The sequence below is a fragment of the Chitinophaga dinghuensis genome (assembly GCF_003259435.1).
Taxonomy (GTDB): Bacteria; Bacteroidota; Bacteroidia; order Chitinophagales; family Chitinophagaceae; genus Chitinophaga; species Chitinophaga dinghuensis.
The window spans coordinates 646,368-663,204 of record NZ_QLMA01000002.1; the positions used below are offsets into that span (position 1 = coordinate 646,368).

Annotated in this window: 14 protein-coding genes, 1 tRNA gene and 1 pseudogene; all 16 read right to left on the reverse strand. The window is 43.1% G+C overall.

The features are described 5' to 3' along the window. Positions 1-63 precede the first annotated feature (63 nt). Positions 64-1,158 (reverse strand): DUF6371 domain-containing protein, encoded by a 1,095-nt coding sequence (locus tag CLV59_RS08025; RefSeq protein ID WP_146616146.1) that lies wholly within the window; start codon positions 1,156-1,158, stop codon positions 64-66. A gap of 21 nt (positions 1,159-1,179) precedes the next feature. After that, positions 1,180-1,338, reverse strand: a pseudogene (locus CLV59_RS29410) (PG0870-related protein); the annotation flags it as partial. Positions 1,339-1,428: 90 nt separating this feature from the next. Beyond that, positions 1,429-3,027 (reverse strand): DNA primase family protein, encoded by a 1,599-nt coding sequence (locus CLV59_RS08030; protein ID WP_211323767.1) that lies wholly within the window; start codon positions 3,025-3,027, stop codon positions 1,429-1,431. Continuing rightward, positions 3,024-3,317, reverse strand: coding sequence for a helix-turn-helix domain-containing protein (locus CLV59_RS08035; protein ID WP_211323768.1), 294 nt, complete (start codon positions 3,315-3,317; stop codon positions 3,024-3,026). Before CLV59_RS08035 ends, CLV59_RS08030 begins: the two co-directional genes overlap by 4 nt. Before the next feature lie 463 nt (positions 3,318-3,780). Further along, positions 3,781-4,674, reverse strand: coding sequence for a hypothetical protein (locus CLV59_RS08040; RefSeq protein ID WP_111591493.1), 894 nt, complete (start codon positions 4,672-4,674; stop codon positions 3,781-3,783). An 83-nt stretch (positions 4,675-4,757) separates the two neighbouring features. Further along, entirely contained in the window at positions 4,758-6,026 is a 1,269-nt protein-coding gene (locus CLV59_RS08045; protein WP_111591494.1) for a site-specific integrase, read from the reverse strand. A 238-nt stretch (positions 6,027-6,264) separates the two neighbouring features. Further along, positions 6,265-6,336: transfer RNA gene (locus CLV59_RS08050), tRNA-Arg, on the reverse strand. A 57-nt stretch (positions 6,337-6,393) separates the two neighbouring features. Next, complete coding sequence (locus tag CLV59_RS08055; RefSeq protein WP_111591495.1) at positions 6,394-8,208, reverse strand: AMP-dependent synthetase/ligase; 1,815 nt, start codon at positions 8,206-8,208, stop codon at positions 6,394-6,396. A 67-nt stretch (positions 8,209-8,275) separates the two neighbouring features. Next, complete coding sequence (locus tag CLV59_RS08060) at positions 8,276-8,506, reverse strand: 2TM domain-containing protein (protein ID WP_111591496.1); 231 nt, start codon at positions 8,504-8,506, stop codon at positions 8,276-8,278. Positions 8,507-8,594: 88 nt separating this feature from the next. Beyond that, positions 8,595-9,260: a YceI family protein gene (locus CLV59_RS08065; RefSeq protein WP_170137673.1), complete on the reverse strand. Its 666-nt coding sequence runs from the start codon at positions 9,258-9,260 to the stop codon at positions 8,595-8,597. A gap of 79 nt (positions 9,261-9,339) precedes the next feature. Then, complete coding sequence (gene paaN, locus CLV59_RS08070) at positions 9,340-10,995, reverse strand: phenylacetic acid degradation protein PaaN (RefSeq protein WP_111591498.1); 1,656 nt, start codon at positions 10,993-10,995, stop codon at positions 9,340-9,342. Positions 10,996-11,022: 27 nt separating this feature from the next. Further along, the gene (locus CLV59_RS08075; protein WP_170137674.1) at positions 11,023-12,102 is read right to left on the reverse strand and encodes a tetratricopeptide repeat protein; all 1,080 of its coding nucleotides are present in this window, start codon (positions 12,100-12,102) and stop codon (positions 11,023-11,025) included. A 77-nt stretch (positions 12,103-12,179) separates the two neighbouring features. Next, on the reverse strand, positions 12,180-13,097 hold the full coding sequence (locus CLV59_RS08080) for a hypothetical protein (RefSeq protein WP_146616147.1): 918 nt from the start codon (positions 13,095-13,097) through the stop codon (positions 12,180-12,182). A 65-nt stretch (positions 13,098-13,162) separates the two neighbouring features. Next, the gene (locus CLV59_RS08085; RefSeq protein WP_111591501.1) at positions 13,163-14,062 is read right to left on the reverse strand and encodes a hypothetical protein; all 900 of its coding nucleotides are present in this window, start codon (positions 14,060-14,062) and stop codon (positions 13,163-13,165) included. Positions 14,063-14,218: 156 nt separating this feature from the next. Continuing rightward, positions 14,219-15,466, reverse strand: coding sequence for a DUF1015 domain-containing protein (locus CLV59_RS08090; protein WP_111591502.1), 1,248 nt, complete (start codon positions 15,464-15,466; stop codon positions 14,219-14,221). Between the two features lie 131 nt (positions 15,467-15,597). Continuing rightward, positions 15,598-16,707 carry a 3-phosphoserine/phosphohydroxythreonine transaminase gene (gene serC / locus CLV59_RS08095; RefSeq protein ID WP_245950828.1) on the reverse strand — a complete coding sequence of 370 codons (1,110 nt, stop codon included), beginning with the start codon at positions 16,705-16,707 and terminating at the stop codon, positions 15,598-15,600. Positions 16,708-16,837: the final 130 nt, after the last annotated feature.

Here is a 16,837-nt window from a genome sequence, read left to right on the forward strand (position 1 = left end):
CATTTTGATGTCCATTAAATCAATGCTTGATAAGTATATCTCTTTGCCTTTAGGCTCCGTTTTTTAAGCCTCATATACCCTCAAAAGGGCATTGGTCGCACCCACGCGACCTATTTTAAACCCATTCCCCCACATCTCCTTTATGGAATCTGTTAACTCCCCGGTATAAAATTCCCCTTGCTCATCAACAATTACATCACAATAACCACCCTTTTCAAGTTCGAATGTAGGTATCTGGAGGCCCTTAGTGTAACTGCCCGGACAGGAAACAGTTATCAGCGATTTGACATGAAAGATTTTATTATTGATACTGATTTTCAGGAAATTTTCAGCACCAGTGTTGAAAGAGGAAAATCGGTAGCGTGTCAGGAAATCCCGTAAGTCCAGCCCCTGCCGCCGTTCTTCTTCAGTTGCGTTCTTTTCCAACAGGTCCGAAACCTGAATAAACATGAAATCTGAAAGCTTTTTCGCGACATGTTCCCACTTGGCATAAGCATTCCCGTTTTGCGAGAGATCAGGGAATAATACTACTTTTCTGCCCTTCAATGCGGTTGCCCTTTCAACTGAAAGGTAAGACAGACTACCAGTGGCCAACCAGATAAATTCTGGCATATATACGCTGGCAACGATGGCTGTTGCTGGTGCTTCCACTAGGGCAACCGGTTTTACAGTATTCTCTTTTAACAGATGCTCACCAAATAAACAGCTTACATAATTGCCCCCCTGCTGTAAATAGTCAGTTAACCATGCTGGCAAATTTTCCTGTTTTTGCTCATGGGTATACTGTAATATGCTATGTATCCAGGTGGTGTGTGATTTGCCGGTGGCCGATTTTACTGTATGACCTGTAATATCAAACTGCTTTACCTGCCCAGCTCTGACCTTTCCGGTAATATCCATCCACCAAAAGACAGTGGCCCCCGGCCAACGGCTTCCAGAAGTTCCAATATGATAATGTTTGATAAGGTCATCGGTTATATCAGCACCGAACAGGTTATTTAAATACAGCGTGAATCGGTTGACGTTATAGCCTTGCTGGCTTTGTTCCAGTACTTCGATTGGTATATAACAAGCAGATGTTTTTGCACACTTTTTATGATGCTGGTAGGGCTTTGGCTGGCCGTACAGGCTGTTTTCCTCTTTTTTTACCTGTGCCATTGTGCCATAATTGGGTTTCTTAAAGTAGCTGCAATTTACTTCCCGATCACACCGACCATATTCACCAGGTAGCTTTTCATTATTCAGGTTATCAATGAACGGAACAAAGGTTTTCTTTCCACAGGCAGGACAGACGAGCTTTTTACTGCCTCTTTCTAAAGTATATCTGTAGGAATGCATGAAAAAAAGTCTTTTGTTAGCGTCTACACAACCTGCACTCCCTGCACTTTTGTGTAGAGTGTGCAGGTTGTGTAGGGCCGGGGAAAACAATTATTTTTCAGTGTAAATCACCATGCCCGTATTTTTCCGCTCCATGGAAAATCCTTGCTGGCGCAGTCTTTCAGTAAAAGTTTTAGCAGAACAGGGGCGATAGCCATTGTCCACAGCATAGATCCGGTATTCGGAAAACACTTGCTTGTGGGGGAGGTATTGGGTTAACGAAGTTTTGTAACCTTCATCTTCCAGGAACATAATTACACTATCTGACTGCTTTCTGTATTCCTCTACTTTGATACGTGCTGCTTCGCAGTCAGAAAAGCGACGCTGGGTTAATAGCCGGTTTAGTCCTTCCTGCACCCAGTTAAATACGCCCGAAAGCTCATTTTTGATGATTTTGTTGGATAGTTCCTTATCCTGCTGATCCTCCGGGATGGTAACGTCAAAGGGGATAATCAGGAAGCGCCGGAAAAAAGCCTGCGTGTGTTCTACTTCCCTGGGAAGCTCATTGCAATTGAAAATCAGTTTGGCGTATTGGGTCATGTTGAAAGCCTGCCCGTATGGTTGCCGAGCCTCCACCGGTTCCCCGGATGCCAGCTGTTTGAAAATAGAGGCTTCCAAGCTACCGTTTATCTCACTGGCATAATTTACTAGCTTATTGGCCAGTTTGGCCCTGTAATAGCCTGTATTGTCGGTTAAACTCTGTAGAGAGTAACTACATACATTCTCAGGACCTAAAAGGGCGTTTACAATCTCAAAAAAGACAGATTTGCCATTGGCACCAGTACCGTATAGCAACAACGCTTTTTCAAGTTTTAAAATACCAGGATGTATAAACAGGTACCCCAGGTATTCCGCCAGTACCTGCTGGCGCTGTTTGTCTGGTAGAACAGTATTGAGATACTGAGTAAACAACGGTGCCTGTGCATCCTGATTATAGTCGAATGGTAGCTGATAAGTGATAAAGTCATCCCGGCTGAAACTATCCAGGCGCGTGCATTTTTCACCTATTTTATATGTGCCATTGTGCAAATTGACCAGGACAGTTTCGGTACTCCTTTTAGGTGTTGGCAGATATGCCAGGGCCAGGAATTGTTTGTAAAGGTGTTCCCTGAACTGATAATGCCGGCCGTTATACTTTTCAACTCCCATTTTTTCCGCTGCCTCTCCCAGGAAGGCTTTTAGTTCTTCTGCATCTAGTAAGCTCCAGTAGGCCCCGTTATAGACATAGATAAAATCATTGTTCTTGCACAGTCCCCAATTGTTTGCAGCCGCTAATCGCAATATTTCCTCAATACAGATTACAAGCAAGTGACGTTGCTTTAGGCGCTTGCGCTTAATCTCCTGGTTGATAACTCCCGCTCGGTCTGATTTTTCAGCGTTATCTGGGCTTTCCTGAAGCAGTGTAAGCTGCTGGCGCAGACTGGCTATTTCAGGAAAAGCTAATAGCTGAAAATCCAGTTTTTCAACTTTCTTCAGCAATTTTCCCAAGATGTCCTGGTGAGTCATGACGGAAAACGACTGCCGTAGCAGGTTGGAATGGTTCTGTATCGCTTCAAGTGTGATATCCCCTGTTTCAACCTTAGCAAAGCTTGGCAGGTTCTGGGCTACAAAATCCGGGTTAATAGTTGTTGCATTCTCTTTTTCCATCATTGCAACCTCCTTAGATATTTAGCTACCTGTATCTGCTTTAAGGAATCAATTATCTCGGTGCGTTTATACCTAACCCTGGTGCCTATACGATAGCCGGTTACTTTCCCGGTTTTGGTAAATTCCAGTAGAGTAGGTAAGGAGATCCCCAGAAGGGCGGCAGCCTCTTTCCTGGTAATCAATTCGTCATTGATTTTAGTGATTGCGGCCTGTTCCAGGTGTCGGGAAAGTTCACAGGTTACAGTTTCCGCTATCATCAACCGTAGTTGTTCCAATGGGATTGGAGTTAACACAAAGTCATTTTTCATTGTACACTGTTCTATTAGTTCAGTGCAAAGGAACAAATGAAGGAAAGGGGAGTCAATTACGGTAACTAGTTTGTAACTATTTATCGTTTAAATGATCTCTAATTATCGATGCAGATGTTATAGAATTGTAAATGTTGAGTACGAAATAATATTTCTAGCGTCATTTTGATATGAAAAAGTTCCCATTGTACTTTGTTACGCAATCTGGCACAAGATGCCTTACATTCTTGGCTGAGGAAAGCCAATACCATTTAGTAATAAATCATAAAGATGGTACTATTGAGAAAATGACATTCTATGATGGTACACCAATGTTTTCAAGTAGGATATGGCCTTTAAAAGTATCAACTCAAATGCACGAAGCATTAAGTACACTTTTTTGGATATTACTACAAGAATGATTTAACTATGTCTCATCCGGTAGGGAGAAACTACTGCCGGATGAGTCCTAGTTTATGTTTGGGTTTATTGAATCGAAATTTCGTTTATATCGCTTGCTATAAATCTTATATTCTCGTTCGCTAGGTTTTAAGTACTGTAACAAGCTACTTGCTGTATCTGTACTAGGGTTTACCTGGGTTCCTGATAAATCAATGATAGATAGAATTGCATTTACTGTGGTAGTTAGTTCTCCAGGGGGGATTGGTGCTATCCACCCTTTTTGCTCCAGCTCAACTACTAGCTCTGCAAACTGTTTCAAATTTCCTTCCCACTTCAATTTTCTGTTAGCAGGCTTTGGCGGTTGCCCTTTTGTAAGCTGCTGCTTATATAAATGCAATGGTACCGGGACAGGCCCATATTTACTTTCATCAAACAAGGCGCTGATATCCTCTATTTTCAGACTATATTCCTGGCGTATAATCTTCATGATGTCTTTCCTAAAGGATATTCCGCACTCAAGCATATAACCTGTTATCAGGATTACTTTTCCTATGTCGGAAAAGTCTTCATCCTCTGTGTTTTGCTTTTGCATATTTATGAACACATGACGTACATGCTTATCAAAAGGGGCCCTAAGGTCTTTGCTAATAACATACAGAGGCCTAGTACAGCGTCTGAAATCGGTGTACAATTTTAGCAGGAGGAAAAGGAAATTCTGCATATACTGGTCGCTGGTAGCATGCAGTAATTGGTAACGGATTTCCGTTTTTAATGGACCCAAGAGAGCTGAAAGGGTATCGATAAGGGTATGTAGATCAGCTCCAATTGTATACAGGTTGGAGGTTAATTCGTTATCATCAGGGGTGAAATTATTAATCTTTACTAATAGGCGTTCGCTGTATTCCTCCATTTCATTAATACAGGCTTTAGCTTGTTCGAATATTTTCTCTATTTGCTCCATCTTAACTATAAGTTACACCCAGCCTACGCAATGTATATGCGTGCAAAGAAAAGCCCCGCCAAATAAAGCGGGGCTTGATAAAATTAGCTTTTGTGTCGTTTCTCCCAGTATTGCTTTAATAGCTGGGCATGCTCATTGGATGTGAGTTTGATATACCGCATAAACGCCTTTTCTGTTTTGTGGCCAGTGATTGCCATAATTGTAAGTACGGGCGTTCCCGCTAGATACTCATTTGTAGCAAAGCTCCTGCGGGCTGTATGGGAAGTTACCTGCTCCCATTTTTGTAAAGTGCAGGATGTGGTTTGCCCGGCTTTGGTGAAAGTTATTGTTACCGATGTTTGGAGCTGTTCAAGCTTATTGCAAACTTCTTTAATGTACTGGTTTAGTTTCTGGTTTGATAGTGATTTAGGTAGCTGCCTGTTATATTTGATCAGCAACCGCTGAATCACTGGATGAACAGGTATAACAACACGTCCTGAAGTCTTCGTTTGTTTGATGGAAAATAGATTATCCTGTATATGCTCCGCCGTTAGCCGGTTATAGTCTGAAAAACGTAACCCAGTATAACAACCAACCAAGAACAAATCCCGGGCGCGGTCTAATGAGGGGGTATCCGATAGATCCAGTTCAGCCAGGGCAGTAAGCTCCGCTGCATTCAGGTAAATGCTATCTGTTTCCTCATTGGGTTTAAAGAAGTAATCACTTTCAAAGGCATCACACACTTTAATGCCGTTAGTTTTAGCCTCCTGCATCACCGTTTTTATTCGCTTTATATGATCGCCGACTGTATTCAGGGAAAGCTTTTTGGTGTGGGTGAGATATGCTGTATACTCACTATGAAAACGAATATCAATTGTATCAAAGTCAATTTTCCTTTTCGATACTTTTTGAAACTCTAACAGGTGATTATAAGTTGTCGAATACCCTTTATTAGTGTTGTGTACAGTGGTTTTCTTTGTCTTGGGGCTGATACGGGTTCCTTTCGTTGACCGTTCAATGAAATCATTGAAATAGGATAGGAAGGTTGGGCGAACAGCAGTTACTTTTCCCGTAGCAATATCCAGTAATCCTTTTAACTGTTCTGGCGTGGGGATGCTATTTTCATTATCATTTCGATAGCGCCGGTAGGTGGTACGGATGGTATGTTCTAGGGTATCTAAACGAGTGTTAAATTCAAAATGGTCTGGGTAATCCTTATTTGTTTTATGTGCCCGCTGGTTGATTTTATTCCAGAATATACAAGGGATTTTTTCAGATAGGTAATAGCGGAGGATGCGCCCGTCATAGCAGATTTTTGCGAAAAGTGTACTGCTTTCCGCCTGCGGTCTTTTCAAATAAAAACTTACTTCCATTGTCACTGTGCATTTAGAGTTAACAATGTTTCAGTAAGCGCATGGGCATAGTTTGCAGTTACTTCCCCGAATCCAAAAATGTGGGGACAGTCTTGGGGACAGTTGGGGACTGTTTTGGGGCCAGTTTTTGTTTGTCTGGTTTTACTAGTCTTAATCTCTCTTTCCTCTGAAACCCACGTCCCTAAACGAAATTCGCCTGAATCTAGCAAAGCTAAATTCAGGCGAAATAATATTTTAGTAGCCCGGACAAGAATCGAACTTGTATCTAAAGTTTAGGAAACTTCTATTCTATCCATTGAACTACCGGGCCTTATCCAATCCCGTTTTTCAGGATTGGGTGGCAAAAGTAAGGTATTTATATTAATTTTTAAATACTTTCTATGTCAACTTTTCCGGCAGCAGGGGCGTAAATACCGTCTATTTCACCTTTATAACGCTCCAGGATCACTTTCCTTTTCACTTTGAGGGTAGGAGTCAATTCTCCGTCGTCAACAGTCCATTCGCGGGGTAAAAGCGCGAATTTCTTGATCTGTTCAATATGATTGAAAAATTGGTTGTATTTCTCAACGGCTTGCTTAAAAAGCTCCTTGATGTCAGGATTCTTCAGCATCGCCTCATTGGTAGTCCAGGCAATGCCTCTCTTCTCACTCCATTTCTTCAGATTTCCGAATGAAGGAACGATCAGCGCGCCTGTGAATTTGCGATCTTCTCCCACCACCATGATCTGTTCGATGTAAGGAGATTCCTTAAACTTATTTTCGATTGGCTGTGGCGCCACGAACTTACCGCCAGAGGTTTTGAACAGTTCTTTCTTTCTGTCGGTGATTTTAAGGAACTTATCATCCAGGATAACCCCGATGTCGCCGGTGTGGAACCAGCCGTCCTTGATCGCATCGGCTGTGAGGTCCGGGCGTTTATAATAGCCCATGGTAATGTTAGGTCCTTTGCAGAGGATCTCCCCGTCTTCAGCAATCTTTACCTGTACCCCGCTGATGATAGGTCCAACGGTACCGAACATACGATCTTCTACAGGATATCTGTTTACACTGATTACTGGGGAAGTCTCCGTAAGACCATAACCTTCCAGGATAGGAATACCGCCGGCAGTGAATATTTTCAGCAGACGAACCTGACAGGCAGCGGCTCCGTTAACAATAGCCTGGATATTACCTCCCAGGGCGGCTCTCCACTTACTGAACACCAACTTATTGGCAATTTTCAGCTCCAGATTATACCAGAATCCCTGAGGCTTATTGATCTCATATCGTTTGCCTATATCCACAGACCAGAAGAAAAGCGCCCGCTTGATACCCTTCAGTTCCAGGCCGGTAGCCATGATCTTCTCATATACTTTCTCCAGTAGTCGAGGTACAGTAGTGAAAATAGTCGGTTTCACCTCTTTGAGGTTGTCCGCAATTTTATCCATATTCTCTGCATAGTAAATAGGTACGCCTGCAGTCAGATACAGGTAGGTAACCATGCGTTCGAAGATATGGTTCAGCGGAAGAAAACTGAGCGCCCTGGCGTCTTTATTGACAGGCAGATAAGACTTACAGGAAGTGACATTACTGACAATGTTATGGTGACTCAACATTACTCCCTTCGGAGTTCCGGTAGTACCAGATGTATAGATGATCGTTACCAGTTCTTCCGGAGATATATTCTTTTTAATCAGGTCAATTTTTTCATAATCTTCTTCCTGGCCCAATGCCAGTACTTCTGTCCAATGACGGGCTCCTTCTACCTTTTCAAAGGTGAAGATCTCCCGAATGGTAGGAAACTTATCTCTTGCTTCGAGGACTTTATCCAGCAGCTCTTTATCGTTTACAAACAAGATTCTGGCTTCTGCATTGTTCAATACAAATTCCAGTTCATGTTGACTAATAGTCGGATAAATGGGGGTGAGTACTGCGCCCAGTTGCTGACAGGCCAGATCTGTCATGATCCATTCCGGACGATTAGGCGCTATGATAGCAATCTTATCCTTTTCCTCATTTTCCTTAATACCCGCTCTGATACCCAGGCGAAGCAATCCAGAACTGAATTTCATGGCGATATCGCCTACTTCACGGGTGCTGTATTTCCTCCATTGACCATTCTCTTTGGCTGCCAACATATCCTCTTTAGGAAAATGCTCGAGCTGATAGTTAATGACGTCAAATAGTCGTTGCGGCTGGTCCATTTTGCTATATTTTTGTTTGGCTTTATCTTAATAACGTGTTTGCTCGCGTTTGTCAGGTTTTCCCAATCTACCGGGTCCCTTTGTGAAAACCGTTGTAATATCTGTAGGCCAGGATAATTCCCCAAGTCAGCGATGGCCATACCGGCCAGGGCAAACCATGGTGCTTCTCACTGTCAACCAGGAACCATACTCCCCATAAGCCGGCATTCACCAGCAAGAACAGGATCATATGGGACTTCATTGCTGCTTTGGATTTTATTTGCCATAGCTGCGCATCCCGATCTTGGAGATTTTCCATAGTTTTTCAGCTTTTAGCGATAGACGGCTGCTGTTTAAATTTAATCTTTTTTCCCGGCTTTTATAGTAAAAAAAATCCTAAATTCTCACTACCTGGAAGCGGCAATACTGAAACTAATATTTACCTGAGAATTGATCAGTTTATCCTGAAGACTCTTATCTGCACGGTAACTAATTCCCCATAAAGTTCTGTCTATATTAAAGCTGGCCTCCGCAGTCACTTTGCCGGAAGAAATATTGATCACTGCCGGAAAGGAGATATTCTTAGTCACTCCTTTAATGGTAAAATTTCCCTGAATTCTATGTGTAGCATCCTTCAGTGCAACATCTTCATCTAAAGTAGGCTTAAATGGTTCTATAGAGGTCATATCAAAGCTCGCCGTAGGGAATTGGTTCGTATCAAAAAACAACGGCCCTTTCAATTCGCTTTCCAGCTTGTTTCTCATAGCTGTATCTGCCGCCAGATCTACATTTTGCAAGCTAAGCATATCTATGACAAACTCTGCCGCAGTAATGGTAGTGTCCTTTACATAAATGACCCCACTACGCAATTTCAAAATACCATGATGCTTCCCGGTAGGCTTGGTGCCTATCCAGCCAATAATGCTGGCTCCCGTATCCGCCAGAAAGGCGTGTCCTTCCCCTACTTTTACTGTCCTCGCATCGCTTACCTTAGCCTTGTCTGCATGAGGCGCCTCCTGGCAGGATGCCAGTATCGCCACCAATGTAAGTATGTATACCGTCTGTCGAATCATAGCTGAATATAACATATTTTATTGAAAAAACCCGGCACAACTGTTCGCTGTGCCGGGTTTCCCCTGAATTTTTTTCCCATTATTCGGCCAATTCACGATTGCCTACCCATACAAACCGCTTCAGGATAAACTCCTGGTTGGTAAAGCTGGCATTACCAGCCGGATTACCGCCGGTGACATGGAAATCTGAAAAGGCTGCATGCTGGTTTACCCAGATAAACCCTGTAAGATTAAAAGATACCGGAGTAAAGACACTGTTCATCTCTTCGGTAATCTCTGCTTTTACAGCCGGATCAGTGGTGTATGCGCCACAAGTAATAGCGCCATGCTTTAAGGCCATCTGTTTGGCGAGTTGAACGGAATGTTGGGTGTCCTTTGTTTTGACAATCAATACAATAGGACCAAATAATTCCTGCTCGTAAATTTTATTATCAGCGCTCGTCACTTCCAAAATTGTTGGGGTGAACATACGCGCTTTGGAAAACTCTTCATTGTTGATCGTCTGACCAGCCAAAACAACCTTACCGCCCAACATCTGTGCGTCCTTTGCACGTTGGAGCGTTTGCTCATTCTGTACTGCGCCAAGCGTACCAGCTCCCATTTTCGGATTGTTTACCAGGGCTTCCACCGCTTCCTTGAATTTCTGCACTACATCGTTGAAACTAACCAATCCATTGCTGGTCTGGATACCATGCTCCGGAATGAAGAAATTCTGTGGTGCAGTACACATCTGCCCGGAATATAAACTAATCGAAAAAGCCAGATTTTGAATAACGGCGTCCAGATCTTTGACACTGTCAAGGATGATGGAGTTGACACCCGCCTTTTCTGTAAAGGCTGTTTTACCCTTCAGGGATTCAACATATTCGCCGAATGCACTACCGCCGGTATAATCAATCAGCTTAACTGCCGGATCCTCGCAAAGCTCCTTAGTAATTAAGTGCTCCGTGCTGTCTGGCGCCAGTTGGCAAATATCCGGGTTGTAGCCATTATCTTGTAAGGCTTGCTGAATGCAGCTTACAGCAATCGCTATTGGAAGAATAGCTCTCGGATGCGGTTTCACAATTACAGGGTTGCCTGTAATCAAATCAGCATACATACCTGGAAGAGAATTCCATACCGGGAAAGTAGAACAACCAATCACCACACCGATCCCTTTAGGAATCGCGCGGAACGACTTGGATAACTTCACGCTTACTTTACCCATTGGCTTCTCCCAGAGCAGATTTTCCGGATAGCGGGTCAATTCATGATAACCGGCAGCTATAGCTTCCAGCGCTCTGTCGTTCGCATGAGGACCGGATGCCTGGAAACTCATCATATAGCTCTGACCAGTAGTATGCATGGTGGCATTGGCAATATCGAAGAAATGATCTTTGATGCGGTCCAGCGTTTCTGCCAACGCTGCTGCTCTTTCGGCTGCTGGTACTTTCGCCCAGGATTTGCCTGCTTCAGTCGCTTTTTCAATCAGATCTTTTACTGCAAATTCCGGGTAAGTAACACCCAGCACTTCGCCGCTGTAGGGAGACACTTCTTCTCCTGTCCAACCAGTTTCACCAGTCTGCAATAATTGTTTAAAAGGTTTGTTAAGCATCTGCTGATAGCTCTGCATGCCTATTGCATGTGCTTCATCGCCGTATGCTTTGGGGTGCTCAGGATAATGCGCATAAAAAGTCCTTTCATGATTAGCTTTTACGGCATTGTCAATCGTGTTTTGGTGTTTAGCAACAAGCATATTTGGATTTTGTGGTTTCTGAGGTAATTAATATCCTGTGTTCACCAACGAAAACTTCCCATCATTATAATACTCATCCGGCCTTGTCTTAAACGGCGTGTCACGTTGGAATTTATTAAAGGCATCATATTCCTGCTTGTGGAGGGATGTCCAGGCTTTATATCTGGCCTGATTGATAGCCGGGCCAAACAACCATTGGTTATAAGCCTCAAACAGTCCGTCCCGCAGGAGCTTTCTTTGAAAATCGAACAGTGAGAACGGATAATCGGCAGCATAGTTATTATCCCAATCCAATAGGAAACGGGTACGAACCATGATCAACGCATCCAGATCCACTCCACCGGTCACAACGCCCAGTTGTTTGCCCATGGCCTGTTTGTAGGATTGTGCAAACCCGCTGTTGGCCGATCTGGATTTCTTCTTACCCTCTTCCGGCATCACACTGTTCAGCAATGCAGGATCATTAAAAAGACGTTTATAAGATTCCAGCAGGATATTCCTTACCTCAGCTGTACGTGTGGTGAAACTTTCCATATTCATGAAGATTTCTCCATATATGATACACCAGAGTGGATTATTGCTGTAATAATAAGTTTTAGTGGCGTTATAGTAGTTGCCCGGAAACGCCGGATCTTTCTCGATGCCTTTCAGCCAGCTGTTGAGCGAAGCGTCATACATCTTGAAATTCATCAGCAGATTGCCGTTATCGTTGTACAGTTCGCCGCTTTCTGGAAACTTACGCAGGGCACGTTCATATATCTTCTGGGCAGTTTTCCATTCTTCCCGGCTAACATAAATATTGCCTGCAATCTGGAATGCCTGTACATCTACTTCTTTCTTGCTCAGGAGCGGGTCAACGATAGTCTTGGCCTTGTTCATATCCCCTTTCAGGTAATAGGTATAGGCAAGCTGTTTCTTGGTTTCAAAATTATCCGGGTCCAGCTGTAATGCCTGGTTGAATACCAGGATAGCATTGGAATAATCCCCCGTACGCTGGAAACCAGTAGCTGTTTTGTATAATTCGGCAGCATCCTGACCAAATACCGTCTGAGAAAATAATACTCCCGCAACAAATAATGTTTTCAATAAAGAAGACCTCTTATGCATTCCTGTCCTTCGTTTCTTGTAAAAGTAAGGAAATTGAGGTAATGTGTCGCAGTCCAAACTGCGACACATTTTTAATATTAAATATAGTTGTTATCTGATTCGAAATTATTGGAGTCAGGGATCTCCATTTTACGAAGGTCCTGCAACAACACATACCAGGAGAGCCCAGCTAAAGCGGCAATAATACAGGAACCCCAAACCGGAATAGAACGGGCAATATCAAGAATATCATCTGTATTACTGGAGCTGATCGTCAGCAGCAGTATAATTTGTAGGGCAATACCCGGAATGATAACGTTTAAAATATTGCGGGTCTTGTAGAAAACAAGAAAGTTCAGAATACCAATTGGTAAAGCAATAAGAATCAAGCCAGGCTGAATATACAGTATGCTCAACCCTACTACTCCAATATAGAAAACACTTTTGTAAGAATAGTTTTTCAGCAATCCATCATAGCCGATACTATATACCATCAGACTACTCAGGATAGGTATAACCAGGGCATATATCAGGAAAGTTAACGGAACCCCAATCGAATGCAGTTGCTCTTCCATACTAAACAAAGTGAGTTGAAGTGGACTGCTACCCAGAGATTGTCCCAGCAACATAACAGTGGTATATGACAGGAATAAGGTCATGAAAACCTTTGCCAACAAGCCAACACCAGGTTGCTCCATTTTAATTTGAAACCCTGGCTCCTGCTTTCTTTTCTTCCAGTACATAAACAGAAACAACCCTATCGATACGCCAAATGTCAATACTGCAGGCCTAGATTGACTACTCTCTTGTATCGCAGTCAGGTCTGGCTGACCGTTTACCTGGCGCGTGGAAAGCAGATAAATGCCCCAGGGAACGACCAACAGAAATACCAACCCCAAAGCCACAGGTATCAGCATGAATAGCTGTCCAACCCTGGGATAGGCTTTCCCCTTCTCAATCTCCGTTTTAAAATCACTTTCTTCAAAAATGGAGGTTTCTTCTTGTTCCATTGACATATGTAGTGTTATTTAGTTTTGAATGTAATTTTTAGCAAGACAAATGATAATCCCACTGGCTATACTCATTCTATAGCCGCGATTAAATAGGGGTGCTCCATTTTCCGGAGATCCTGTAACAGTACATACCAGCACAGTCCTGCTATGATGGCGATCATACCGGAAATCCAAATGGGAATGGAGGAGGGGAATTCCCGCAAATTTGCATCGCCCACCAACAAAATGGTTATAATAATAGCCAGCTGTAATACAATGCTGGGAATAATAACATATAATACGTTTTGCGACTTATAAAAGATCAGGAAATACAGGATGCTGAAGGGTAATGAAAGTAGGATAAATGCCGGCAATAGGAATAATAAACCAGACCCTATCACTCCAAAAATTAATAGGCGCTTGTAGGGATAATTTTTCAGCAACCCATCATACCCCAGGCTATATACCACCAGGGAATTGACAACCGGCATAATTAGGGCGAATAATATAATGGTCAGGGGCATTCCTAAAATGCTTAATTCCATATCATATAGATTCAACGTAACCGCCAGGGGAGAAGGAGTGATGAATGTGCCTAGCAATATGATTGTGATATAGGAAACGAATATAGTCAGACCAACCTTTGCCAGCAGCAGTATGTCTGGCTTTTCAATTTTAATGATAAATGCAGGTTCAGTCTTTTTTTTCTTCCAATACATAAAGAACAATAAGCCTATCATTAACCCAGATAGCAGCAGGGCATTTGAGATGGTACTGGTTTTAAGATCCGGATGCTCCAGATGGTCCATGCCTGTTTCTCCCAGGATGAAAATGATAATGATGGCCCTGATAATTGCCATAATTATTAGGAGACCCAATGCTACAGGTAGCAACATAAATAGCTGTCCAATATTGGGATATGCTTTCCCTTTGACGATGGCCGATTTAAATGCTTTGTCTTCAAAAATAGATGATTCCTGATGCTCCATTGACATAGGTTAGTAATGGTTGTTACAAATTTGCTGTTAGGTGATAGGGAGACACGTGCTCATAGTATTGCAATACGCGCTCAATAAAAAACATAGGTCTGCTTGTACTAGCAGACCTAAAGTTATATTTCTTTGCCGGAAGCAACTATAAATTTCCTACTTGATAAGATGAGTAATGAGTCCGTCTCTCAACTTAGGTTCGAACCAGGTGCTTTTAGGTGGCATTACATTACCACTGTCCGCAATGTCAAATAGCTGCTGAATCGTTACCGGATAAAGGGCAAAGGCCACTTTCATCTCCCCGCTGTCTACTCTTTTCACTAATTCTTGTAAACCTCTGATGCCTCCTACAAAGTCAATCCGTTTATCTGTGCGCTGATCTTTGATTCCCAGAATTTTGTCCAGTATATTATTAGAGAGAATAGTGACATCTAATACGCCAATAGGATCTGTGGTAAACGTGCCTTCTTCTGCTACCAATCGGTACCATCTGCCATCCAGATACATAGTGAATTCATGTAGCATAGAAGGGGCCTGCGGAAGATGACCTACTTCTTCCACATTAAATGAGTAATCCAGTTGCGAAAGAAACGCCTCCTTACTCAGGCCATTCAAATCTTTCACCACTCTGTTGTAGTCCATGATGGCGAGTTGACTGGCTGGGAATATGGTAGTCAGGAAATAGTTGACCGGCTGATCGATGTCTGTAACCTTACCATTTTGTTGAAACTCTTTCTGTACAAGACTCGCAGATGCTGCCCGGTGGTGTCCATCGGCAATATAGGTGGCCGGTACTTTGTCTGCAAATAAGGTGGTAATACTGTTTACGGCAGCAGGCGCGTCTACCGACCAAACCGTATGCGTTATACCATCTTCGGCAGTAAAATCGTATATGGGTGGATGTTGGGCCTGCCATTGATCAATGATGGCATTGATGGCAGGAACGTCGTTATAGGCCAGGAATACATTCCCCGTTTGGGCAAGTGTTGTTTTTATATGGTTGATCCTGTCAAGTTCTTTATCAGGGCGGGTGAATTCATGTTTTTTGATGATCCCATTGTTGTAGTCAGCCACAGAGGAAGCGCATACCAGGCCGGTTTGGGCGCGTCCGTTCATGACCAGTTTATAGATATAATAGCAGGGTTGATCATCCTGGAACAGGGTACCTTCCGATACAAACTTATGAAGATTGGCAGCGGCTTGTTCATATACTTGTTGGCTGTGAACATCGGTATTTTCGGGGAGATCTATTTCCGACTTAGAAACATGATAGAAGGAGACTGGGTTTCCTGCTGCTTCCTGCTTTGCTTCTGCGGAGCTGAGTACATCGTAGGGCCTTGCAGCTACTTTGGCGGCAATTGCGGCTGGAGGCCTTAATCCTTTGAAGGGTTTGATAATAGCCATAATTGTTAGATGTGTATGAATACTAAATATAACAATAAAAAGGCAGCTGCCATTGGCTACAAAAAGAGCAGGAGGTAAGTTCCTGCCATTGGCGGGTACTTACCTCCTGTAAGAATTGCTGATGAAGCGGATTACGCTTTTTTCAGACTGAAATATTTCATGGCTTCTACCATTACTTCTACACTTTCATAAGGAAGTGCGTTGTACATGGATACGCGGAACCCGCCAGAGAGGCGATGTCCTTTGATGCCTACGATATCTTCTTTTTTACAGAATTTCAGGAATTCTTCCTCCATTTCAGGTTTATCCATTACAAAGCAGGCGTTCATCTTGCTACGGTCTTCTTTGACAACGGTGCCACGGAACAGTGGGTTGTGGTCAATTTCATCGTAGAGGAGGGCTGCTTTTTTATCGTTTATTTTCTCGATTGCTGGTATGCCGCCTTGTTCTTTGAGCCAGCGGAGTGTGAGCATGGAAATATAAACGGCAAATACCGGAGGGGTGTTGAGCATGGAGCCATTCTCGATATGATTTTTATAATCGAGGATGGAAGGAATCTTGCGGGAAACCTTTCCGAGCATGCTTTTACGTACAGCTACCATGGTAGCGCCGGCGGCGCCCATATTTTTCTGTACGCCTGCATAAATCAGCGAGTACTTATTAAAGTCCATGCTGCGGCTCATAATGTCACTACTCATGTCTGCTACCAGGGGTACGTCAGTAACCGGGGTCATCTGCCACTGTGTACCATAGATGGTATTGTTCGTGGTGATGTGCAGGTAACTTGCCTGCGGAGGAATAGTAAACTGTTTTGGGATGTGATTATAGTTGCTTTCTTTGGAGCTGGCTACAACATCTACGTAGCCGAACAATTTGGCTTCTTTAATAGCCTTATTGGACCAAACACCGGTATCTACATAGGCTGCAGTGCTGCTGTTCTCTAACAGGTTCATTGGAACCTGCATGAACTGCGTAGTTGCACCTCCGTGAAGATACAGTACTTCAAAGTCGTCATCTAGTTGCATCAGTTCCCTTACCAGGCTACGGGCCTCTTCCATTACCGCGATAAACGGTTCTGTCCTGTGACCTATTTCTAGTATAGACATTCCTGACCCTTCAAAATCTATCAGGGCTTTGCTGGCTTTGTACAATACCTCGTTAGGTAATACAGAAGGACCTGCGTTAAAATTGTGCACCTTCATGTTGCGATCCAGATTAAATTCATTTTTTGATCTTTCCACTTTGTTTGGTTTTTCTAAGGAAACGGAAAAAAAACGGCACGGGTGTTAAAACCTGTAAGGCGCGTGGTGTAGGATAGGCTAAAGCTAGTGCGACAAAGATAAAATATCTTTTCAAAATTTTTAGTAAGCC